The following is a 20,143-nucleotide window of genomic DNA, read 5'->3' on the forward strand; positions in this document are numbered from 1 at the left end:
TGCTAACGCAAGTAGCGCCCGATGTGCCGCCGCAACGGCAACGCTGATCTTTCGCAGTGCATGTGGAAATCAGTGAGAAACGGAATCAGAACTTGACTCCGGGCAACTCAAAGGCAAGTCCGTCTCCCTACCATCGGTTCCTGTCGGCAATTATTTCCGTGCGTCACCTTTTGCTGCCGCCAACCACTTCCCTCAGGAGAAATCCCGTGACCCTCGACGCAACCCCCGCCAAGTTCAAGCCCTATACCCGCCAGTCGATCCAGAACGCCCGCCAATGGCAATGGCTGAGCCCGGATCTGCAGGAAGCCGTGCAGGTGGTGTCCCACGTGCTGCCCTTCCGCACGAACGAATACGTGATGGAGCAGTTGATCGACTGGAGCAATGTTCCGGATGATCCAATCTATCGCCTGACGTTCCCCCACCGCGACATGCTGCCCGCGCGCGAATACGAGCAGCTACGCGACCTCGTGCTGGTCAAGAAGGACGACGCCGCGGTCGCGCAACTCGTGCACCAGATCCGCATGCGCATGAATCCGCACCCGGCCGGGCAGATGACGCACAACGTGCCGCGGGTGAACGACGCGCCGCTCAAGGGCCTGCAGCACAAGTACAAGGAGACCGTGCTGTTCTTCCCCAGCGCGGGTCAGACGTGCCACGCCTATTGCACCTTCTGCTTCCGCTGGCCGCAGTTCGTGGGCATGGAAGAGATGAAGTTCGATGCGCGCGAGTCCACGGAACTGGTGTCCTACCTCGGCACGCATCCAGACGTGACGGACGTCCTGATCACGGGCGGCGATCCGATGATCATGAATACGCGCTCGCTGGCCGAGTTCATCGAACCGCTGCTGGCGCCCGAACTGGCGCATATCCAGAACATCCGGATCGGCACCAAGTCGGTCGCATACTGGCCGCAGCGCTACGTGTCGGACAAGGACAGCGACGACCTGATGCGCCTGTTCGAAAAAGTCGTCAAGGCCGGCAAGAACCTCGCGCTGATGGGGCATTACAACCACGCCGTCGAGCTGCGCCAGCCGGTGGCCCAGCAGGCCGTCAAGCGCATCGTCGGCACGGGCGCCACCTTGCGCATGCAGGGGCCGCTGATCCGCCACATCAACGAAGACCCGAACAGCTGGGCCGAACTGTGGACGACGGGCGTGCGCCTGGGCGCGATCCCTTACTACATGTTCGTCGAACGGGATACCGGTCCGCGCGAGTACTTCGCGCTGCCCCTGGCGCGCGCGCACGAGATCTTCCAGTCCGCGTACAGCATGGTGTCGGGCCTGTCGCGCACCGTGCGCGGGCCGTCGATGAGCGCGTTCCCGGGCAAGGTCGTGATCGACGGCGTCGTCACCATCAACGGCGAAAAGCTGTTCGCGCTGCAGTTCCTGCAGGCGCGCAATCCGGACTGGGTGCGCCGGCCGTTCTTCGCGAAATACGACCCCGACGCCACCTGGCTCGATCACCTGAAGCCGGCGTTCGGCCGCAAGAAATTCTTCTTCGAGGGCGGCGAGGACGATCACGACACCTTCGGTGCGGCGGGCCGCGTGATCCCGATCCAGGCTGTCCACGCGCAGGACCGGCGTGCCAGCGACAGCCAACCCGACGCGGCCTGACCCGCAGGAGATGTCCATGGAAACCGACCAGAGCCAGTCGCGCCTCAACGGGGTGGCAGTGTTTTTCTACGTGTTCCTGCCGTTCGCGCTGGGGCATTACCTGTCCTCGCTGCTGCGCAACGTGAATGCCGTGCTGGCACCGCATCTGGTCGGCGCGCTCGCGCTGACGCCGGGCCAGCTCGGCCTCCTCACCAGCGCGTTCTTCTTTGCGTTCGCCCTCGTCCAGCTCCCGGTCGGGATCGCGCTCGACCGCTACGGCCCGCGCAAGGTGCAGGTGGTGCTGCTGATGCTGGCGGCGACGGGCGCGCTGCTGTTCGCCACCGGCCGCTCGTTCGGCCAGCTGGTGCTGGCGCGCGCCATCATCGGCTGCGGCCTGGGCGGGTGCTTCATGTCGGCCGTGAAGGCGATCTCCACCTGGATCTCGCCCACGCGCCTGCCGTCCGTGCAGGGTTACCTGATCGCCGTGGGCGGCCTGGGTGCGGCCTCCGCCACCATGCCGGTCCGCATGCTGCTGCAGCACACGGACTGGCGCGGCCTGTTCATGCTGCTGGCCGCGTTGACGGCGTGCAGCGGCCTGCTGATCTGGCTCGTCACGCCCAGGTCGAAGGCACCCGGCGGCGCGCTGCCGACCGTGCGCTCGGTGCTGGACGTGTACCGCGCGCCCGCGTTCCGCGCGACGATCTCGCTGGTGCTCGTGCCGCATGCGATCTTCTTCGGCATCCAGGGCCTGTGGATCGGGCGCTGGCTGGCCGACGTGGCCCGGTTTCCGGACGCCGCCGTCGCCTACCTGCTGTACATGGGCATGGCGTCGGTGATCTTCGGCGCCATCGCGGTCGGCATGATCACGGAATGGGCGGGGCGGCGCGGCATCGAGGCGCTGGACGTGGCCGCCGTCGGCGTGTTCCTCTTCATCGTCGTGCAGGTGGTCATCGTATTGAACTGGCGACCCAGCCTGCAGCTGCTGTCGGTGCTGTTCACGCTCGTGGGGACGATCACCGGCATCGAATACGCGATCGTGGCCCAGAGCCTGCCGCGCACGCTGACGGGACGCGCGGCGACGTGCCTGAACCTCCTGATCTTCATCGGCGCATTCCTCGTGCAGGCGGGGTTCGGGCTGATCGTCGGCCTGTGGCGCCCCGACACTGCGGGCCACTTTCCGGCGCTCGCCTACCGCGTCGCATTCGGCGTGCTGGTGGCGCTGCAGATGCCTGGCCTGCTCGGCTACTTCCACGACTTCCTTCGGCGCCGTCAAGTAAAATGCGGCATCGCTTTGCTCACCCAGAAGGAAGAATATGAGATTGGTTCGTTACGGTCGCCCAGGTAAGGAAAAACCGGGCCTGTTCGACGAAGAAGGCCGCCTGCGCGACCTGTCCGGCGTCATCGAGGACATCGACGGGTCGGTGCTGTCGGAAAAGGCGTTGCGCAAGCTCGCCAGGGTCGACTGGAAAACACTGCCGGTTGTCCGCGGCAACCCCCGCTTCGGCGTGCCGGTCAAGGGCGTCGGCAAGTTCATCGGCATCGGCATGAATTACTCCGACCACGCGGCCGAAGTCGGGGCCTTGACCCCGAAGGAACCGATCATGTTCATGAAGGCGACGTCCTGCCTGAACGGCCCGGACGATCCCATCCAGCTGCCGAAAGGCTCGAAAAAGACCGACTGGGAAGTCGAGCTGGGCGTCGTCATCGGCACCCGCGCGCAATACGTCGACGAGAAGGATGCGCTGAAATACGTGGCCGGCTATTGCGTCGTCAACGACGTCTCGGAACGCGCCTACCAGTTCGAACTCGGCTCGCAGTGGGATAAAGGCAAAGGCTGCGACACCTTCGGCCCCGTCGGCCCGTTCCTCGTCACCAAGGACGAGATCTTCGACGTGCAGGACCTCGACCTGTACCTCGACCTGAACGGCAAGCGCGTGCAGACCGGGAATACGTCGAAGATGATCTTCACGGTGGCGCAAATCGTCAGCTACCTGTCGCGCTTCATGACCCTGGAGCCGGGCGACATCATCACGACGGGCACGCCGCCGGGCGTGGGCCTCGGCCGCAGCCCGCAGCGCTTCCTCAAGAAGGGCGACAAGCTGCGCCTCGGGATTGCGGGGCTGGGCGAGCAGCAGCAGGAAGTGCTCGCGTACCCCAAGGCTTAAGAAACACAGCGTGGCGACGATTACGTCGCCACCTGCTTCAACGCCTGTTCCACCGATTCCTTCAGCCGCCCCACGATCTCGCCCAGGTCCCCCTGTGTGACGACGAACGGCGGCGCCAGCAGCACATGATCCCCGTGGCGGCCATCGATCGTGCCGCCCATCGGATACACCAGCAACCCGTTCTCCATCGCGCGCGCCTTGATCGCCGCGTGCAGTTTCAGCTCCGGCGCGAACGGTGACTTGGTCTCGCGCTCGCGCACCAGTTCCAGCGCCAGGAACAGCCCGCGGCCGCGGATGTCGCCCACGTGCGGGTGGTCTTCGAATTCCTCGTCCAGCATGGCCCGCAGCTGCGCGCCGCGCAGGCGCACCTGCGTGAGCAGGTCGTCGCGCTCGATCACCTGCTGGACCGCGAGGGCCGCCGCCGCCGCGACCGGGTGCCCGATGTAGGTGTGCCCGTGCAGGAATGCGCCGCTGCCGGCGCGCAGGCGTTCGATGATGGCGCCGTTCACGAGCACCGCACCGATCGGCTGGTAGCCCGCGCCCAGGCCTTTCGCCACGGCGATCAGGTCGGGCGCCACGCCGTCCTGCTCGATCGCGTACATCGTGCCCGTGCGGCCCATCCCGCACATGACTTCGTCGGCGATGAACAGGATGCCGTACTTGTCGCACAGCGCGCGCACGCCGCGGAAGTAGCCGGGCGTGGGAGGGATCGCGCCGCCGGTCGCGCCCACGACGGGTTCGGCACAGAACGCGATCACGCGGTCCGGGCCGGCCTGCAGGATCGCCGCTTCCAGTTCGTCCAGCAGCATCGCGGTGTACTGGTCGACGGTCTGGTCCTCGGCGCGGTTGCGGTATTCGTAGCAGGCCGACACCCGCTCGACGTCGATCAGCAGCGGGGCGAAGGGCTGGCGGCGCCATTCGTTGCCGCCCACGGCCAGCGCGCCCAGCGTATTCCCGTGGTAGCTCTGGCGCCGGGCGATGAACAGCGAACGTTGTGGTTCTCCGCCTTCGACGCAGTACTGGCGCGCGAGCTTGAGCGCCGTCTCCATCGCTTCCGAACCGCCCGACACGAGGTAGACGCCCGCGATGCCGGCCGGCGCGTTCGCCACGAGGCGGTCGGCCAGCTGCTCCGCCACCTCGGTCGTGAAGAACGCGGTGTGGGCGTAGGCACACCGGTCTATCTGGCGGTGCATGGCCGCGATCACGTCCGGATGGCCGTGTCCGAGCGACGACACGGCCGCGCCGCCGCTCGCGTCCAGGTAGCTGCGCCCGTGGCTGTCGTACAAATAGACGCCCGCGCCGCCGACCGCGACGGGCGGCGTCTGGCGCAGGCTGCGATGCAGGATATGCGTCATTGGAAGCTCCCCAAAAAGTTGACGTTTGACAATAAGCGGGAACCGTCGGGATTCTTTTGATTTTTGCCTCAAGGCATGCGAATATTTTCGTCATGACAGACCGCCTTCGCCCGATTCCGCCCGAAGACTGGACCGACGCCCAGCGCGCCGCGGCCCAGGAGATCATCAATGGCCCGCGCGGTGCGCTGTACGGCCCGTTCGTGCCGCTGCTGCGCAGTCCCGAACTGATGGGCCATGCGCAGCGGGTCGGCGAGTACCTGCGCTACCGCAGCGCCATCGGCGTGCGCCTGTCGGAGTTGGCGATCCTCGTCACGGCGCGCGAATGGGACCAGCAGGTCGAGTGGGCGATCCACGCGCCGATCGCGCAGCAGGTGGGCGTCCCGCCGGACGTCATTGCCGCCATCGCCCGGCGCGAGCGGCCGGCCGCGATGCTCGTCGACGAAGCCGTCGTGTACGACTTCTGCCTCGAACTGCACCGACACAAGCGCGTGTCGGACCGCGTCTACGACGACGCGCTGGCCCTGTTCGGCGAGCAGGGCGTCGTCGACCTGATGGGCGTGAACGGCTACTACACGTTCCTCGCGATGGTGATGAACACGGCGCGCACGGAAGCGCCGGCGTCGAGTGCGGCGCCGCTGCCCGATTAGCTCGTCGGCCCCTGGCCGCGTTCGTCGCGGCGCGGTAGTCGTCCGTCGCATTGCCCGGCGCATCGCCGGCGCCGGCGGCATAGTGACGGCTCCCAACCACTCGTGAAAGACAAACCGATGAAACCCCATTACATCCTCGCCGCCGCGGCGGCCGCCACGACCGTCCTGGCGCTGGCCGCGACGCCCGCGCCGTTGCCGCCGAGCTGGCACGTGACCGGTGCAAATCCCGACAAATTCACGGCGGGCGTGGACACGTCGCCGGAAGGGCGCGGGGCCAAGTTCTTGCGCAGTAAGACGAACGATCCCAAGGCGTGGGCAGCCCTGGTCCAGCCTGTCCAGGCGCAGCGCTACCTTGGCCAGCGCGTGCGGTTCCGCGCGCGCCTGCGTACCGAGGCGATAAGCGACTGGGCGGGATTGTGGATGCGTGTCGATACGCACGAAGGCAAGACGGTCGCCTTTTATAACACCAAGAGCCAGCCGGTCAAGGGCACCACCGGCTGGCAGGAGCGCAGCATCGTGCTGGATGTCCCGGTCAACGCGGCGCTGATCGTGTTCGGCGCCATCGGCGGCGGCACGGGCCAGGTGTGGATGGAGCCGGTCGCATTCGAGACCGTCGGCAACGAGGTCCCGGTCGACAAGATGCCGCCACAGGCCGCCATCCCGACCACGCCGACCTTGTGAGCGAATCGATGACCGGCGACGACTGCGCCCGCGCCATCCGCCGCCAGTACGGTTGCACGTGGCGCCAGGGGCTGCTCAGCCTCCTGTGCCTGGCGCTCGTCGCGGGCGGCGCGCTGCTGCTGGAGCGCTACGCCTTGCTGGCCTTGTTCGGCGCGATCGTGGTGCCGGGCTTCGTCGCGTGCATGTTGCTGCTGCTGGCCGCGCGCCGGCTCGGCTGGACCGGGGCCATGATCCTGCTGCTGGCCGCGACCGGCGCCGGCGCGTGGGCCGTGCTGCCGGCATACCGGCACGTGCTCGCGGCGTGGGACGTGCAAGCGCTGCCCGACCAGCAACTGCTGGCCTGCGTCTTCGGCGTGAACGTGGCCGTGCTCGGATTGCCGCTGTGGTTCGCCCGCACCCGCGCCCGCGCGCAGCAGCTGGCGGACCTGCGCAACGCGGCGCTCGCGGCGGAGCTGAAAGCGCTGCAGGCCCAGGTCGAACCGCACTTCCTGTACAACACGCTCGCCAACACGCGCTACCTCGCGCGCCACCAGCCGCCGCGCGCCGTCGAGATGCTGGAACACCTGATCGCCTACCTGCACAGCGCACTGCCCGACATGCGCAGCCAGGCGTCGACGCTGGGCCGCGAATTCGAACTGGCCGGCCACTACCTGGCGCTGATGGCGATCCGCTTCGGCGAGCGGCTGCAATGCCGGCTCGATTGCCCATCCGACCTGGCGGCCGTGTCGATGCCGCCGCTGCTCCTGATGACGCTCGTGGAAAACGCCGTGCGCCATGGCGTCGAGCCGAAGCCGGGCACCGTGCGCATCGCCGTGACTGCCGGCCGCGAGCACGGCGTGTTGACCATCGTCGTCGCCGACGACGGCGCCGGCATCGGCGAGACCACGCTGGGCAGCGGCGTCGGCCTGCGCAACCTGCGCGAGCGCTTGCAAGCGTTGTATGGCGCGCGCGCCGGCTTCGTCCTGCGCCGCGGCGACGGCGGCCTGACGGAAGCGGTGCTGACGCTGCCGGCGACCGCCGCGCTGGAGGTGATGGCATGACGGCGCCCCGCATCCTCGTCGCCGACGACGAACCGCTGTTGCGCGCGGAACTCGTCGAAGCGCTGGAACGTTTGTGGCCGGACGCGCAGATCGCCGCCGCGCAGGATGGCATCGAGGCGCTGCGCCTGGGCCGCGAATGGATGCCGGACGTGGCCTTCCTCGACATCCGCATGCCGGGCCTGGACGGCCTGGAACTGGCGCGCGTGTTCGGTGCGCGGACGCACGTCGTGTTTGTGACGGCCTACGGCGAACATGCGCTCGCCGCCTTCGAGGAAGGGGCCGTGGACTACGTGGTCAAGCCCATCGCGCTGGAACGTCTCGCGCGCGCGGTCGAGCGCGTGCGCGCGCGCCTGGCGTCGCCGCCGCCGGACCTCACGCACCTCGTGTCGCGCTTGCGGCCCGCCCCCAGGGCGCCCGCGTGGCTGCAGGCCACGGTCGGCAACACGATCCACTTCATCGACCTGGCCGACGTCGTCTATTTCTGCGCCGACGCCAAGTACACGCGCGTGGTGACGGACGGACTCGAAGCCCATATTCGCCTGAGCCTGAAGGAACTGGCCGATTCGCTCGATCCCGCAGCCTTCTGGCAGATCCACCGCGGCTATATGGTGGCCGTGCGGCGCATCGCGAGCGCCGCGCGCGCCGAGGATGGCGCCTTGTGGGTGCACCTGCGCGGTCATCCCGCGCGACTGCCGGTCAGCCAGCGTTTTCAATATCTGTTCCGCGGCATGTAGCCGCCTCATTGAACAAGGAGACACCATGAATCGCAACATGTTGCGGGCGGCCGTTTGTGCCCTGTCGTTTGTCGCATCCGGCGTCGCAGGCGCCTCGGAGACCATACCCCTGGCCCTGGCGCGCGATGTGACCACGCGGGCCATCGAACTGGTCGAGAGCAAGGGCATGTATCCGCTGCGGCAGGAAGACTATGCGCAGGCGAAGCAGCGTTTGCTGGCGCTCGTCGACGGCAAGGCGCAGGCCGTCGACCGGGGTGACCTGTATGCGCGCATCAACGGACTGCTCGCCACGCTGGACACAGACAAACATTCCTTCGTGATGCCGCCCGTGGCGACGGGACAGTTCACCAGCGCCGCGACGGCCCGCCCGCGTGTGCCGATGTTCCAGCTCGTCGCGACGACCCGGGGCACGGTGTTGCGCTTCGTGCCGCCGCCCATCACAGCCTCCACGCCCGAGGCCATGGCGGCCTACGTGCAAGGCGTGTATGACGAGGCGGTTGCGCTTCCCGGTAGCCGTGGGGCGTGCGCCCTCGTCGTCGACCTGAGTGAACAGACGGGCGGCAATGGATGGCCGCCGCTCATCGCGATGTATCCGCTGTTCGGCGACGCGAACAAGGCGCGCTGGGTGGAGCGCGACGGCAACCCGATTCCGTTGGTGCACCGCGGGTACCTTGAATCGAAGGCCGGTCACGATGCGCCCGGCCACGTGAATCCGTTCGCCTCCTTCGCCGCGGATCCGCTGGCCGTGCTGGTCGGCGCGAAGACGGCAAGCGCCGGCGAGATGCTGCTCGTCGCGTTGATGGGAGAGGCAAGGGTGCGGACGTTCGGACAAACGTCGTACGGGATGTCGACGGCGAACATGACGTATACGCTGCCGGACGGCGCGCTGTTCGTGTTGACGCAGGCGCGCTCCGCGCTGGCCGACGGTCCGGTCTTCCGCGGCGGCATCGCGCCCATGCAGCCGGCGCCGAAGGGGGAAACGGCGGACGTGTCGCTCAAGACGGCTGCGGAATGGGCGGCAGCGAATTCGCCGCGCTGCGCGCCGAAGTAAGCCGGCTTACGCCAGCGCTGGCGACCAGGTGGTGTTCGAGCTCGATGCACCAGTGAGTCAGCGTCTCGTCGTCGAGATGTTCTTTCTTTGCCATTGTTCAGCCTGGCACTTTCATCAGCCGCAGCGTATGCACTGTTTCGTCCGCCGTGGCATCGTTTATCGCTACTGGTCCGTAATATGCAGAGGAACGAATGACCATACCCAAGTACGCATTCTCCCTGCTCGTGGCAATCGCGTTCGTGCCGGTTGGTGCATCCGGGAACGAATCGCCCAAGGTCGTCGTCAAGGGCAAACACGATCCCTCCACGGTTGTCGTCAAAGGCGTACGCGATCCATCGTCATGGTTCCGGATCGAGAGCCAGCATCTGGTTGTCTATTCGGACGGCGATCCGGATGACGTCATCGAACTGGTCAATAATCTGGAGCGGCTCGACTATCTTTTACGCCTGTACCTGAATCCGTTCCTGGACAAGCAGGAGACAATGCCCAGGTTTACGCTGTACTTCCAGGATCGGGCAAGCTGGCAGCCGGAAATCGGCGAGCATTCTCCCCTGGCCGTCGGGATGGTCAACAGCTGCGTATCTGCGACGCAGGCATTCACTTACGGTGTGGGAAAAAGCTGGAAGCTCAATAATTCGTCGCTGCTCCGCGCAGAAGACGATTTCACGCTGATGACGAATCTGACCCTGTATGCCGAGAATTTCCTGTATCGACATACCCGCATTCGGGCACCCATGTGGTTCATCGTCGGCTTTACAGCGTATTTCGGCGGTGCGCGTTTTACCGATACCCAGATGGCAATCGGACGCGATGCGGGCACCGCCTATAACTGGTTGCAAAGGATCGACGAGGGCAAGGCAGGAGCCCGTCTTTCTTTCGATGACGTATTGAATTACAAGGGCTCGTCCGAGCTCTTCAAGGCCGGCACGCCCTCCTATTTCGACCAATATGAATATCTTGGACGGGCCTTCAACCTTGTCCACTACATGCTCTCGTCTGAGGAAAACCGTAACAAGACGGCGAAATACCTCGACCTGGTCAATAACGGCGGCAATTCCGCCGCGGCGTTTGCCGACGTGTTCGGCCTGTCGGGCCGCGATCTCGATGCGGCAATGTTGCGTTACCGGCGCGCGTCCTTGAAAATCCTTCAGGTCGACGTGCCCAGCCTGCCCAAGGCCAACATCGATTTCACCCGTCTGAGCCGTATCGAGGGCGAATTCGTCATTGACAACGCCTTGCTGAAGACTTGCCCGACGCCCGCAGTCGGCAGGAAGTTGTTGGAGCGTCTGAAGCGTACGGCCGCCAAGGCCCCGGCCGTCGATCTCGCCCAGATCACGTTGAGCCGCGCCCAGGTCGAATGGGGCGATCCGCGCGACGCTATCGGCTACCTGTCGCGCACCGTGGAGAACGATCCCTACCATCCTGAGCCATATTATCTGTTGGGGCAGGCATATGCGAAGCTGGCAGAAAGCGCAGGCCCAAACAGGCAAGACTTGCTGGCGTCGGCACGGGCCAGTTTGACGCAGGCCGCCGCCCTGGCGCCCGACGCGCCCGAGATATCGTATGCGCTGTTCCGCGTTGGGCTCATGGGCGCAAGTCCGACCGGGAAAGATATTGCATGGGGGATTAAAGCTTGGCAACACGGGCGCGATGTCGCCGCATTCGCACGTGCGGCCGCGCTTGCCTATGCCTGGGACGGCGATTCCGCCAATGCCTATCAGACATTCAATACGTTGGTAAGGAGCAAACGGGACCCCGGGAACGCCTCATGGGCCGCAACCTGGCTCGCCAGGCTGGAACAGGGCGTGACGCGGGATGCGCTTCTGGCGGCGATGCGTAGCGAAAACGCGGCACTTCCCAATTTCAGAGCGTGGAGCTACGACGACCGGTAGGGCGCCACGGGTCGTCATGCGAAGGCCCTGCAAGATCTGGCCACGTTCTGGCAGATCCACCTGTTCCGCAGGAGGTAAGGCGTGCTTACGCCAGCGCTTCCTTCGCGGCCTGCTCGGGCGTGAGGCCTTCGTAGAACATGTCGGTGAACCACTCGACCTGTTCCTCGATGTGTTCCTGCGCCTGTTTCTGCGTGGCGCCGCCGGCGACGAGGTGGTGTTCGACCTCGATGCACCAGTGGATCAGCGCCAGCGTCTCGTCGTCGAGTTGCTCTTTCTTTGCCATGGTCAGCCCAGTACTTTCTTCAGCCACGCGGAGATGTGCTGGACTTCTTCCAGGCACAGCGTGTGCTGCATGGTGTATTCGTGCCATTCGAGCTGGTAGCCCAGCGAGACGAGCAGGTCGCGCGACGCTTCCGCGCGATTGAACGGCACCACGTTGTCGTAGCGGCCGTGGGCCATGAAGATCGGCGTGGACTTGCTGGCGTCGGTGCGTTCGGTCGCCACATTGGCCGACAGCGGCACGTAGCCGGACAGGCACAGCAGGCCGGCCAGCGGTTCCGCATGGCGCAGGCCCGTCTGGATGGCCATCGCGCAGCCCTGCGAGAAGCCGGCGAGGATGATGCGCGAGGCGGGAATGCCGCGCGCTTTTTCGCGCTCGATGAAGGCTTCGATCTCTTTCTGCGACGCGCGCAGGCCGTTCTCGTCCTCGCGCCGCCCAAGTTCCAGGCCCGTGATGTCGTACCAGGAGCGCATCACGTAGCCGTTGCTGATGGTCACCGGCATCGTGTTCGCGTGCGGGAAGATGAAGCGGATGCCGGGCAGGCCGTCGAGGTCCAGTTCGCTCACGATCGGCACGAAGTCGTTGCCGTCCGCGCCCAGGCCGTGCATCCAGATGATGGCGATCTCCGGGTTGTCGTTGGTCTCGATCTGGATGTGTTCGAGCAGGTCGCTCATGCGGTGTCCTTCTGTCGTTGCGCCGACTTCGGCCGGAAGGCCTTGCAGACGGCCGGGTCGGTCTCGGCGTATGGGCCGCCGATCAGGTCGATGCAATACGGGACGGCCGCGAAGATGCCGCCGACGATGCTTTGACCGTCCGCATCCTTCAAGCCTTCCAGCGTTTCCTTGATCGACTTCGGCTGGCCCGGCAGGTTCATGATCAGGGCGGCGTGGCCATCGGTCTCGCGGATCACGGCCGTCTGGCGCGACAGGATCGCGGTCGGCACGAAGTGCAGGCTGATCTGGCGCATCTGCTCGCCGAAGCCGGGCATCTCCTTCGTGCCCACGGCGACGGTCGCTTCCGGCGTGACGTCGCGCCGAGCGGGGCCCGTGCCGCCCGTCGTGAGCACGAGGTGGCAGTGCACGGTGTCGACCAGCTCGACGAGCGTCTGCTCGATGCTGGCGCGGTCGTCCGGGATCAGGCGCGTCTCGACGCGGAACGGGGTGACGAGGGCGGCTTCCAGCCACTCGCGCAGCGCGGGTATGCCCTTGTCTTCATAGACGCCGCCGCTGGCGCGGTCCGAGACCGACACCAGGCCGACGACCAGTTCTTCGACTTTATTGTCCAGACTCATCGTCTTCGTCCTCGTCCCCGGAGGCTTCATCGGCAGGCGCGGCTTTCGGCGCCTTCGCCAGGTCCTTCAGGATCTGGAAGATTTCGCGGTAGGCCTTGGGGGGCTTGTTCTCGGCCTGTTCCTTGCGCGCATTGCGGATCAGCGTGCGCAGGTGCTGCACGTCCAGGTCCGGATGTTCTTCCAGCAGCTGGGTGAGGGCCTTGTCGTCGGCCAGCAGCTTGTCGCGGCGGCGCTCCAGCGCGTGCAGCGCGGCCGCCTCGGCCTTCGACGTGCCCTTCCAGCTTTCGATGGTGCGCTGGATGACGGCGACCTCTTCCTCGTCGAGCGAGCGCATCAGCTTGCCGACGAATTGCAGCTGGCGGCGCCGGCCCTCGTGGTTCGTGATGGTCTGGCACATGAGGATGGCGTCGCGGACTTCGTCCGGCATCGGGACGCGCTTCACGCGGTCGCGCGGCGCCTCGATGAGTTGTTCGCCGAGCTTCTGCAGCTCGTTACTCTGGCGCTTGAGTTCGGACTTGGAAGGGCGGTCGTATTCCTGGTCGAACTCGTCGGAGCGGAAGCCGACGGAGCCGCGGTTGGCATTTGGCATGATGATCTAGATTCGGCAGGCACGAAGCCGGCCGGTAAAAACAGTAAACGGCTGCTATGATAACTGTTTTAGGGCTCGCTACGAAAAACGCACATGACCGATACCGTCTTCACCCATACCCAGGATCAGCTCAAGCAGCTTGCACAGGACGTGCTTGCCATTGCCAAGGAAACGGGCGCCAGCGATGCGTCGGTCGAGATCAGCGAGGGTAGCGGGCTGGCGGTGACGGTCCGCAAGGGCCAGATCGAGACCATCGAGCAGAACAAGGACAAGGGCATCGGCGTGACCGTCTACTGCGGCCAGCGCCGGGGGCACGCCAATACGTCCGACTTCTCGCGCGATTCGCTGCGCGCCACCGTCGAGGCGGCGTACAACATCGCCCGCTTCACGGCCGAGGACCCGGCCGCCGGCCTGCCGGATGCCGACCTGCTGGAAACCAACCCGCGCGACCTGCGCCTGTGTTACCCGTGGGACATCAGCGCCGAGGACGCCGTCGTGATCGCGCAGCGCTGCGAGGCGGCCGCGTTCGCCGTCGACAAGCGCGTCACCAACAGCGAAGGCGCCAGCGTCTACGTGCAGCAGTCGCACTTCGTGGCGGCCAACTCGCTCGGCTTCTGCGCCGGCTACCCGTTCTCACGCCACACGCTGTCCGTCGCGCCGATCGCGGGCAAGGGCGCTCACATGCAGCGCGACGACTGGTATTCGTCGGCGCGCGATCCGAACAAACTGGGCGATCCGGAAAAGATCGGCCGCTACGCCGCCGAACGCGCCCTCGCGCGCCTGAACGCGCGCAAGCTCGACACCCGCACGTGCCCCGTGCTGTTCGAGGCACCGCTGGCCGCCGGCCTGCTGGGCGCGTTCGTCCAGGCCACCTCGGGCGGCGCCCTGTACCGCAAGTCGAGCTTCCTGCTCGATTCGCTGGGCAGCAGCATCTTCCCGTCCCACATCCAGATCGTCGAAGACCCGCACCTGATCGGCGGCGTGGGCTCGGCCCCGTTCGACGAAGAAGGCGTGCGCACCCAGCGCCGCAAGGTCGTCAGCGACGGCGTGCTGCAAGGCTATTTCCTGTCGTCTTACTCGGCCCGCAAGCTGGGCATGCAGACGACGGGCAATGCCGGCGGCTCGCACAACCTGGAAATCATCTCCAAGGAAACGAAGATCGCCGACGACTTCGAAGGCATGCTGCGCAAGATGGGGACCGGCCTGCTCGTCACGGAACTGATGGGGCAGGGCACGAACTACGTCACGGGCGATTATTCGCGCGGCGCGTCCGGCTACTGGGTCGAGAACGGCGTCATCCAGTACCCGGTCGAAGAGATCACCATCGCGGGCAACATGAAGGACATGTTCCAGGCCATCGTCGGCGTCGGCAACGACGTGCTCACGCGCGGGAACAAGTCGACGGGCTCCATCCTGATCGAGCAGATGGTGGTCGCGGGCAATTGATTTCACATTCCCCATGAGGTCGTGACAATCTATTGCAAAAACGTCATAACCATGTGTTACATTGACGTCTTTCTATGTCACGGGAGACGTCATGGCAACACTCCAGACCTTCGGCCCGCACCTCGACCTGATCGGCAGCACGGCCGTGCAATGGAAAATCATCTCGACCTCGTCCAGCAGCGTCATTCTGGAAAACGGGCTCCAGCACCTGTCCATCCTGGGTAACTTCGCGATCGGCCCGGCCGGCGACGTGAGCGGCACCGCGACGGCGGTGAACCTGGTCCAGCTGGGCTACTCCGGCCTGCCGGTGTTCCAGGCGACGGACCTGACCATCGATGGCGGGACGTTCCTGGACACGGTCCTCGAGGCCACCACCGATACGCAGATTTATACGGCCCTGCTGGCCGGCTCCGACACCATCACCGGCAGCGCCGGCAAGGATATTCTGAAAGGCTTCGCGGGCAGCGACGTCATCCGGGCCGGCGGCGGTGACGACCGCATCGGCGCCGATGCGGGCAGCGACGTGATCGACGGCGGCGCCGGTTTCGACACCGTCGCCTACCAGGGCGCCTACGCCGACTACCGGATCGAACGCACGGGCGCCGCGTGGACGATCGCGGACCTGAAGGGCACCGGCGGCATCGACACGTTGACAGGCGTCGAACGCGTGTATTTCGACGACAAGGACGTCGCGCTCATCAGCGTCGACAACACGGGCGGCCAGCTGTTCCGCTTGTACCAGGCGGCATTCGGCCGCAATCCGGACGAGCCGGGCCTGGATTTCTGGACGCAGCAGATCGATGGCGGGGGCGCGACACTGGCAGGGATCACCGGCGCCTTCCTCGCATCGGCGGAATACCAGAAGCTGTACGGCGGCCTCTCCAACCGCGACCTCGTGGTCAAGTATTACGAGCACATCCTGCACCGCGCGCCGGACCAGGCCGGGCTGGACTTCTGGACCGACGCCCTGGACCGCAAGATCGCCACCCGTGGCGAGGTTCTTGCCGGCATCAGCGAGAGTCCGGAAAACGTGGACCTGAGCGTGCAGCTGATCGGCAACGGCCTCGTGTTCGACACGCCCATCATGACCATGTGACGCACGCGTTTTTCGGGTTCCTGCAATAATGTGCAGATACGCATTTTTGAAAAGGAACCCGATGGACATTCTTGCCGCTGCCCGCAAGCGCTACACCGCCAAGGCCTACGACCCGACCCGCCGCGTCCCCGAAGAGACGATGCAGCAGATTTATGAAGTGCTGCGCGCGAGCCCCTCGTCGGTGAATTCGCAGCCCTGGCACTTCATCGTCGCCAGCACGCCGGAAGCGAAGGCGCGCCTGGCCAGGGGCGTGCAGGGTCCGTACAGCTACAACGAAGCGAAGATCCTGAACGCGTCGCACGTGATCCTGTTCTGCACGCGCGTCGACGCCGAAGGCGGCCACCTCGAGCGCCTGCTCGAGCAGGAACAGCGCGACGGCCGCTTCAAGGACGATGCCGCCAAGGCTGGCCAGGCCAAGGGCCGCCAGGGCTACGTCAACCTGCACCGCTACACGCTGAAGAACCTGCCGCAGTGGTTCGAGAAGCAGGCCTATATCGCGCTGGGCAACGCCATGCTGGCCGCCAGCGCGCTGGGCGTGGACACGACCCCGATGGAAGGCCTCGACCCGGCCGCGCTGGACGCGGAACTGGGCCTGCACGAGAAGGGCCTGTCCAGCCTCGTCCTGCTGAGCTTCGGCTATCACGCCGACAGCGATTTCAACGCAAGCCTGCCGAAATCGCGTCTCACGCAGGAACAGGTGTTCACCTTCCTGTAAGAGCAATAACGGGGCTTGTGCCCCGTTGCTTATTCTTCCAGCCGACGGACCGCCTGCAGCACCGGCTGCAGCACCGCGGCGCCGAGGCGCGCGCTGCGGGCACCGTCCCAGCCGACCTGCGGGTCCGGGTCGTTGGCATTGTCCTTGAACGGCAGTTCCAGGGTTAGCGACAGGCAGCCGAACGCGTGCGTGACGTACGGCGAGCCCATCGTCAGCACCTCGTCCGTGTACGGCTCTTTCGGGTAGCCATGCACGTCCTGGAAGTCCGGGCTGGCGATCATGAAGGCGTCCGAGAATGCCTTCTGCGCGGCGGCCTGTTCGGCCGAGAAGGTCGGCAGGGCATCGCTGCCGGCGATGAAGACGTAGGGCAGGCCCTCGTCGCCATGCACGTCCAGGAACAGGTCGACGCCCGTCTCTTCCATCTTCTTGCGGACCAGGAACACTTCCGGGCTGCGCTCCAGCGACGGATTCAGCCACTCGCGGTTCAGGTTGGCGCCGGCCGCGTTCGTGCGCAAGTTGCCCCGTACGGACCCGTCCGGGTTCATGTTCGGCACGACGTAGAACACGGTTTCTTTCAGCAGCTGGCGGCCAAACGGGTGGGCCGGGTCGAGCAGGGCGTCGAGCATGCCTTCGACGAACCATTCCGCCATCGTCTCGCCCGGGTGCTGGCGTGCGATGACCCACACTTTCTTCTTGCTCGCCGCCTCGTCGCCGATGACGAGCATATTCAGGTCGCGGCCGTCGACGGTCGAGCCGAGGTCCAGCATGCGCACGTGTTCGGACAACTGGGCGCGGTCGAGCAGCTCCAGGTGGCGTTCCCACGAATACGGCTCGAAATAGGCGTAGTAGACGCTGTCCATCGCGGGCGTGTGCTCGATCGTGAGCACCTGGCCGTCGAAGCTGGTCGGCACGCGGAACCAGTTGACGCGATCGTAGCTGGCCATCGCGTGATAGTCTTCCCAGCCCTTCGGATACGCGGACTTGCCCGCGTTGAGCAGGCGGATCGTGCACGGCTGCGCCTGCGCGCCCTGCAGGCGGAAGTAGAACCACTGCGTGATGTCGGCGTGGGAGTCCTTGCGGATGTTCAGGTCGATGGCGTTCGCGCTCGTGGCGTTCACGATATCGATGGCGCCAGCGTCGAACTGGCTGCTGATCTTGATAGACATGGTGCGTCCTGTTGTTGTTGGGTGTCAGGCGGCATGATACCGCTTAAGGGATGATGCCAAAGGGTTTGTTACTGTTCTTGCTTGGCCTCATCGAGGGGGAGGGAACATGATGACTATCCATGTGGCGCGGCCGGAAATCACGACCATCGACCGGCGCGGCTTCTGGCTGCGCTGGCGCGACGAAGAGCTCTATGTGCCGTTCGCGCTGTTCCCCTGGTTCGAGCACGCCACCGTGGCGCAGTTGTGCCATATCCAGCCCCTGGGCGGGGAATGCCTGTACTGGCCGGGGCTCGACCTGGAACTGGCGCTGGACCGCATCCGTCATCCGATGGCGGCGGCGCAGTTTGCGCTGGATTGCTGATCAGCCCAGCCCGCCGAACCGTTCGGCCAGCCCCGCATCCGCCGCCGGCGCGGCCGCATCCTCGCGCCGCAGCACGTCCATCAGATGCCGTTCGGCCGGTGCCCACACGAGGCGGTAGATCGCCTGCGCCAGCGTATACGCCTCCGACCCCGGCCACGGTTGTGGCAGCAGCGCGAGCGGCAGCATCGGATCGTGCAACTGGACACGGCGGTACGCATGGATCAGCAGGGTGCGCATGGTGAAGGCGAGTTGCGGATCCGGCGCTGGTTCGTTGCGCAGCACGTCGAGCAGCGGCGTGAACTGATCGATGAAACGGCGGTAGCCCGCCACGACGGCGGACAAATTCCACCCTTCGCGCACCAGCTCCGCCAGCGGCCGCGCGCCGACGCCCGGCAGTTCCGTCGCGGCGCAGACGAAGATCTTGCCGCCGCCCTCCACGCGCCGCAGCACCTCCGCCACGCCGTCCGGGTCGGCCGCAGGATGCGCCAGCAGGCCCGGCGCCAGCATGGCGAAGCCTTCCCATTCGAGTTCCTTGCGCACGGCCGCGCGCAGGGCGGTGTCGATGCTGCCGTTGGGCGCGAGCAGCAGGGTCCAGCGGCCGTCCCAGTCGATGCCGGGCGGCGCGTAGATACGGCGGTTGGCGCGCGCGAAGCGGGGCGCGGCGTCGGGCTGCAGCGCATAGCTGCTGCGCCGGCCTTCACGATTCGCGACGAGCCAGCCTTCCTGCACGAGCCGGAACACGCTCGTGCGCACGAGCCGGTCCGTGACGCCGAGCGGCGCCACCAGCTCGATCAGGCTGCCCAGCCACAGGCTGCCGCCATGCGGCGCGATGGCGTCGCCGAAGATCGTCATCACGAGGGATTTGGAACGCGGCGGGTCGGTGCCGAGGAAGTGGGCGATCCACTGATGGCTGCTGGATTCGGTCATGACGGCGATTTTACCCGGTCTCAATATGATTCAAAATTTCGCTATACATCGCTATTCTTGTATCGTATTATGAATCGACACAGAACCCAGGGAGACCAGCCATGTATGCCCAGATGGTTGAAACCGGCCTGAAACAGGTCCAGACCCGCGCCGACATGAGCGAGGAAGAGCAGGCGTTCCAGGCGCGCATCGACGCCGGCGTGAAGATCGAAGCCAAGGACTGGATGCCCGAGGCGTACCGCAAGACGCTGATCCGCCAGATTTCCCAGCACGCGCATTCCGAGATCGTCGGCCAGCTGCCGGAGGGTAATTGGGTGACGCGCGCGCCCACGCTGAAGCGCAAATCGATTTTGCTGGCGAAGATCCAGGACGAGGCCGGCCACGGGCTGTACCTGTACAGCGCGGCCGAGACGCTGGGCGTGTCGCGCGACGAACTGCTGGCCGCGCTGCACTCGGGCAAGGCCAAGTACTCGAGCATCTTCAATTACCCGACCCTGACCTGGGCCGACATCGGCGCCATCGGCTGGCTGGTGGACGGCTCCGCGATCATCAACCAGATTCCGCTGTGCCGCTGCTCGTACGGTCCGTATGCCCGCGCGATGATCCGCGTGTGCAAGGAAGAGTCGTTCCACGCGCGCCAGGGCTACGACATCATGATGAAGCTTGCGCAGGGCACCCCCGAGCAGAAGGCGATGGCGCAGGATGCCCTCGACCGCTGGTGGTGGCCTTCCCTGATGATGTTCGGCCCGTCCGACGCGGAATCCGTCAACAGTGCCCAGTCGACCGCCTGGCGCATCAAGCTGTTCTCGAACGACGAGCTGCGCCAGCGCATGGTCGACCAGACCGTGCCCCAGGCCGAATTCCTCGGCCTCACCATTCCCGATCCGGACCTCAAATGGAACGAGGAGCGGGGCCATTACGATTTCGGCGAGATCGACTGGGAAGAGTTTTATAACGTCCTCAAGGGCAACGGGCCGTGCAACAAGGACCGGCTGCGTACGCGCGTGAAGGCGTACGAGGATGGCGCATGGTTCCGCGAGGCGCTCGTCGCGCACGCGGACAAGCAGGCCGCAAAGAAGGCCGCCGCATAACAATTCACCTCCGTCATTCCCGCG

Annotated in this window: 21 protein-coding genes; 14 read left to right on the top strand and 7 right to left on the bottom strand. The window is 65.8% G+C overall.

What is annotated here, in order from left to right:
* Positions 1 to 206: 206 nt before the first annotated feature.
* The 3 genes from ACEN9G_RS16240 to ACEN9G_RS16250 are packed head-to-tail and all read left to right on the top strand — an operon-like array spanning position 207 to position 3,757.
* Complete coding sequence (locus ACEN9G_RS16240; protein ID WP_413342363.1) at positions 207 to 1,613, top strand: KamA family radical SAM protein; 1,407 nt, start codon at positions 207 to 209, stop codon at positions 1,611 to 1,613.
* 16 nt (positions 1,614 to 1,629) lie between these two features.
* Positions 1,630 to 2,937: an MFS transporter gene (locus tag ACEN9G_RS16245; protein ID WP_413342361.1), complete on the top strand. Its 1,308-nt coding sequence runs from the start codon at positions 1,630 to 1,632 to the stop codon at positions 2,935 to 2,937.
* Positions 2,906 to 3,757, top strand: coding sequence for a fumarylacetoacetate hydrolase family protein (locus ACEN9G_RS16250; protein WP_413342360.1), 852 nt, complete (start codon positions 2,906 to 2,908; stop codon positions 3,755 to 3,757). Before ACEN9G_RS16245 ends, ACEN9G_RS16250 begins: the two co-directional genes overlap by 32 nt.
* A gap of 20 nt (positions 3,758 to 3,777) precedes the next feature.
* Here ACEN9G_RS16250 and ACEN9G_RS16255 read toward each other — a convergent pair whose 3' ends face one another.
* Positions 3,778 to 5,112, bottom strand: coding sequence for an aspartate aminotransferase family protein (locus tag ACEN9G_RS16255; protein WP_413342358.1), 1,335 nt, complete (start codon positions 5,110 to 5,112; stop codon positions 3,778 to 3,780).
* Positions 5,113 to 5,204: 92 nt separating this feature from the next.
* On the opposite strand from ACEN9G_RS16255, the gene ACEN9G_RS16260 reads away from it, so the two are divergent.
* The 6 genes from ACEN9G_RS16260 to ACEN9G_RS16285 all read left to right on the top strand — a co-directional run bounded on the left by ACEN9G_RS16260 (position 5,205) and on the right by ACEN9G_RS16285 (position 11,157).
* Positions 5,205 to 5,759 carry a carboxymuconolactone decarboxylase family protein gene (locus ACEN9G_RS16260; RefSeq protein WP_483126761.1) on the top strand — a complete coding sequence of 185 codons (555 nt, stop codon included), beginning with the start codon at positions 5,205 to 5,207 and terminating at the stop codon, positions 5,757 to 5,759.
* Between the two features lie 117 nt (positions 5,760 to 5,876).
* Positions 5,877 to 6,440, top strand: coding sequence for a transcriptional regulator (locus ACEN9G_RS16265; protein WP_440966234.1), 564 nt, complete (start codon positions 5,877 to 5,879; stop codon positions 6,438 to 6,440).
* Positions 6,441 to 6,448: 8 nt separating this feature from the next.
* The gene (locus ACEN9G_RS16270) at positions 6,449 to 7,480 is read left to right on the top strand and encodes a sensor histidine kinase (RefSeq protein ID WP_413345695.1); all 1,032 of its coding nucleotides are present in this window, start codon (positions 6,449 to 6,451) and stop codon (positions 7,478 to 7,480) included.
* Positions 7,477 to 8,214, top strand: a complete 738-nt coding sequence (locus ACEN9G_RS16275; RefSeq protein WP_483126762.1) for a LytR/AlgR family response regulator transcription factor — start codon at positions 7,477 to 7,479, stop codon at positions 8,212 to 8,214. Before ACEN9G_RS16270 ends, ACEN9G_RS16275 begins: the two co-directional genes overlap by 4 nt.
* Positions 8,215 to 8,239: 25 nt before the next feature.
* Positions 8,240 to 9,265, top strand: a complete 1,026-nt coding sequence (locus ACEN9G_RS16280; protein WP_413337748.1) for a S41 family peptidase — start codon at positions 8,240 to 8,242, stop codon at positions 9,263 to 9,265.
* A 191-nt stretch (positions 9,266 to 9,456) separates the two neighbouring features.
* Entirely contained in the window at positions 9,457 to 11,157 is a 1,701-nt protein-coding gene (locus ACEN9G_RS16285; RefSeq protein WP_413337749.1) for a tetratricopeptide repeat protein, read from the top strand.
* 85 nt (positions 11,158 to 11,242) lie between these two features.
* On the opposite strand, the gene ACEN9G_RS16290 is transcribed toward ACEN9G_RS16285, so the two are convergent.
* The 4 genes from ACEN9G_RS16290 to yjgA are packed head-to-tail and all read right to left on the bottom strand — an operon-like array spanning position 11,243 to position 13,317.
* The gene (locus tag ACEN9G_RS16290; RefSeq protein WP_105376471.1) at positions 11,243 to 11,440 is read right to left on the bottom strand and encodes a hypothetical protein; all 198 of its coding nucleotides are present in this window, start codon (positions 11,438 to 11,440) and stop codon (positions 11,243 to 11,245) included.
* Between the two features lie 2 nt (positions 11,441 to 11,442).
* On the bottom strand, positions 11,443 to 12,111 hold the full coding sequence (locus ACEN9G_RS16295) for an alpha/beta hydrolase (protein WP_413337750.1): 669 nt from the start codon (positions 12,109 to 12,111) through the stop codon (positions 11,443 to 11,445).
* The gene (gene mog, locus ACEN9G_RS16300) at positions 12,108 to 12,728 is read right to left on the bottom strand and encodes a molybdopterin adenylyltransferase (RefSeq protein WP_413337751.1); all 621 of its coding nucleotides are present in this window, start codon (positions 12,726 to 12,728) and stop codon (positions 12,108 to 12,110) included. The genes ACEN9G_RS16295 and mog overlap by 4 nt, the downstream gene beginning before the upstream one ends.
* Positions 12,712 to 13,317 (bottom strand): ribosome biogenesis factor YjgA, encoded by a 606-nt coding sequence (gene yjgA / locus ACEN9G_RS16305; RefSeq protein ID WP_056124414.1) that lies wholly within the window; start codon positions 13,315 to 13,317, stop codon positions 12,712 to 12,714. Before yjgA ends, mog begins: the two co-directional genes overlap by 17 nt.
* 93 nt (positions 13,318 to 13,410) lie before the next feature.
* Between yjgA and pmbA the strand changes: the two genes are divergently transcribed.
* From pmbA to nfsB, 3 genes are all read left to right on the top strand, one after another.
* On the top strand, positions 13,411 to 14,763 hold the full coding sequence (gene pmbA, locus ACEN9G_RS16310) for a metalloprotease PmbA (protein WP_413337752.1): 1,353 nt from the start codon (positions 13,411 to 13,413) through the stop codon (positions 14,761 to 14,763).
* 91 nt (positions 14,764 to 14,854) lie between these two features.
* The gene (locus ACEN9G_RS16315; protein WP_413337753.1) at positions 14,855 to 15,859 is read left to right on the top strand and encodes a DUF4214 domain-containing protein; all 1,005 of its coding nucleotides are present in this window, start codon (positions 14,855 to 14,857) and stop codon (positions 15,857 to 15,859) included.
* 61 nt (positions 15,860 to 15,920) lie between these two features.
* Positions 15,921 to 16,574: an oxygen-insensitive NAD(P)H nitroreductase gene (gene nfsB / locus ACEN9G_RS16320; RefSeq protein ID WP_413337754.1), complete on the top strand. Its 654-nt coding sequence runs from the start codon at positions 15,921 to 15,923 to the stop codon at positions 16,572 to 16,574.
* 29 nt (positions 16,575 to 16,603) lie between these two features.
* Here the strand turns inward: nfsB and ACEN9G_RS16325 are convergent, their stop codons facing one another.
* Positions 16,604 to 17,740, bottom strand: coding sequence for a M14 family metallopeptidase (locus ACEN9G_RS16325; protein ID WP_413337755.1), 1,137 nt, complete (start codon positions 17,738 to 17,740; stop codon positions 16,604 to 16,606).
* 106 nt (positions 17,741 to 17,846) lie between these two features.
* Between ACEN9G_RS16325 and ACEN9G_RS16330 the strand changes: the two genes are divergently transcribed.
* Positions 17,847 to 18,101, top strand: a complete 255-nt coding sequence (locus ACEN9G_RS16330; protein ID WP_413337756.1) for a DUF2442 domain-containing protein — start codon at positions 17,847 to 17,849, stop codon at positions 18,099 to 18,101.
* Here the strand turns inward: ACEN9G_RS16330 and paaX are convergent, their stop codons facing one another.
* The gene (paaX, locus tag ACEN9G_RS16335; protein ID WP_413337757.1) at positions 18,102 to 19,028 is read right to left on the bottom strand and encodes a phenylacetic acid degradation operon negative regulatory protein PaaX; all 927 of its coding nucleotides are present in this window, start codon (positions 19,026 to 19,028) and stop codon (positions 18,102 to 18,104) included. It abuts the gene before it with no gap.
* A gap of 101 nt (positions 19,029 to 19,129) precedes the next feature.
* Here paaX and paaA point away from each other — a divergent pair, with 101 nt between their 5' ends.
* Positions 19,130 to 20,119, top strand: coding sequence for a 1,2-phenylacetyl-CoA epoxidase subunit PaaA (gene paaA, locus ACEN9G_RS16340; RefSeq protein ID WP_413337758.1), 990 nt, complete (start codon positions 19,130 to 19,132; stop codon positions 20,117 to 20,119).
* Positions 20,120 to 20,143 lie beyond the last annotated feature (24 nt).

Source organism: Massilia sp. Masssp94 (genome assembly GCF_059491305.1).

Coding starts and splice junctions, on each gene's coding strand:
- ACEN9G_RS16245 (WP_413342361.1), top strand. CDS start 1,630: ATGGAAACCGACCAGAGCCAGTCGCGCCTCAACGGGGTGGCAGTGTTT.
- ACEN9G_RS16250 (WP_413342360.1), top strand. CDS start 2,906: ATGAGATTGGTTCGTTACGGTCGCCCAGGTAAGGAAAAACCGGGCCTG.
- ACEN9G_RS16255 (WP_413342358.1), bottom strand. CDS start 5,112: ATGACGCATATCCTGCATCGCAGCCTGCGCCAGACGCCGCCCGTCGCG.
- ACEN9G_RS16260 (WP_483126761.1), top strand. CDS start 5,205: ATGACAGACCGCCTTCGCCCGATTCCGCCCGAAGACTGGACCGACGCC.
- ACEN9G_RS16265 (WP_440966234.1), top strand. CDS start 5,877: ATGAAACCCCATTACATCCTCGCCGCCGCGGCGGCCGCCACGACCGTC.
- ACEN9G_RS16270 (WP_413345695.1), top strand. CDS start 6,449: ATGACCGGCGACGACTGCGCCCGCGCCATCCGCCGCCAGTACGGTTGC.
- ACEN9G_RS16275 (WP_483126762.1), top strand. CDS start 7,477: ATGACGGCGCCCCGCATCCTCGTCGCCGACGACGAACCGCTGTTGCGC.
- ACEN9G_RS16280 (WP_413337748.1), top strand. CDS start 8,240: ATGAATCGCAACATGTTGCGGGCGGCCGTTTGTGCCCTGTCGTTTGTC.
- ACEN9G_RS16285 (WP_413337749.1), top strand. CDS start 9,457: ATGACCATACCCAAGTACGCATTCTCCCTGCTCGTGGCAATCGCGTTC.
- ACEN9G_RS16290 (WP_105376471.1), bottom strand. CDS start 11,440: ATGGCAAAGAAAGAGCAACTCGACGACGAGACGCTGGCGCTGATCCAC.
- ACEN9G_RS16295 (WP_413337750.1), bottom strand. CDS start 12,111: ATGAGCGACCTGCTCGAACACATCCAGATCGAGACCAACGACAACCCG.
- mog (WP_413337751.1), bottom strand. CDS start 12,728: ATGAGTCTGGACAATAAAGTCGAAGAACTGGTCGTCGGCCTGGTGTCG.
- yjgA (WP_056124414.1), bottom strand. CDS start 13,317: ATGCCAAATGCCAACCGCGGCTCCGTCGGCTTCCGCTCCGACGAGTTC.
- pmbA (WP_413337752.1), top strand. CDS start 13,411: ATGACCGATACCGTCTTCACCCATACCCAGGATCAGCTCAAGCAGCTT.
- ACEN9G_RS16315 (WP_413337753.1), top strand. CDS start 14,855: ATGGCAACACTCCAGACCTTCGGCCCGCACCTCGACCTGATCGGCAGC.
- nfsB (WP_413337754.1), top strand. CDS start 15,921: ATGGACATTCTTGCCGCTGCCCGCAAGCGCTACACCGCCAAGGCCTAC.
- ACEN9G_RS16325 (WP_413337755.1), bottom strand. CDS start 17,740: ATGTCTATCAAGATCAGCAGCCAGTTCGACGCTGGCGCCATCGATATC.
- ACEN9G_RS16330 (WP_413337756.1), top strand. CDS start 17,847: ATGATGACTATCCATGTGGCGCGGCCGGAAATCACGACCATCGACCGG.
- paaX (WP_413337757.1), bottom strand. CDS start 19,028: ATGACCGAATCCAGCAGCCATCAGTGGATCGCCCACTTCCTCGGCACC.
- paaA (WP_413337758.1), top strand. CDS start 19,130: ATGTATGCCCAGATGGTTGAAACCGGCCTGAAACAGGTCCAGACCCGC.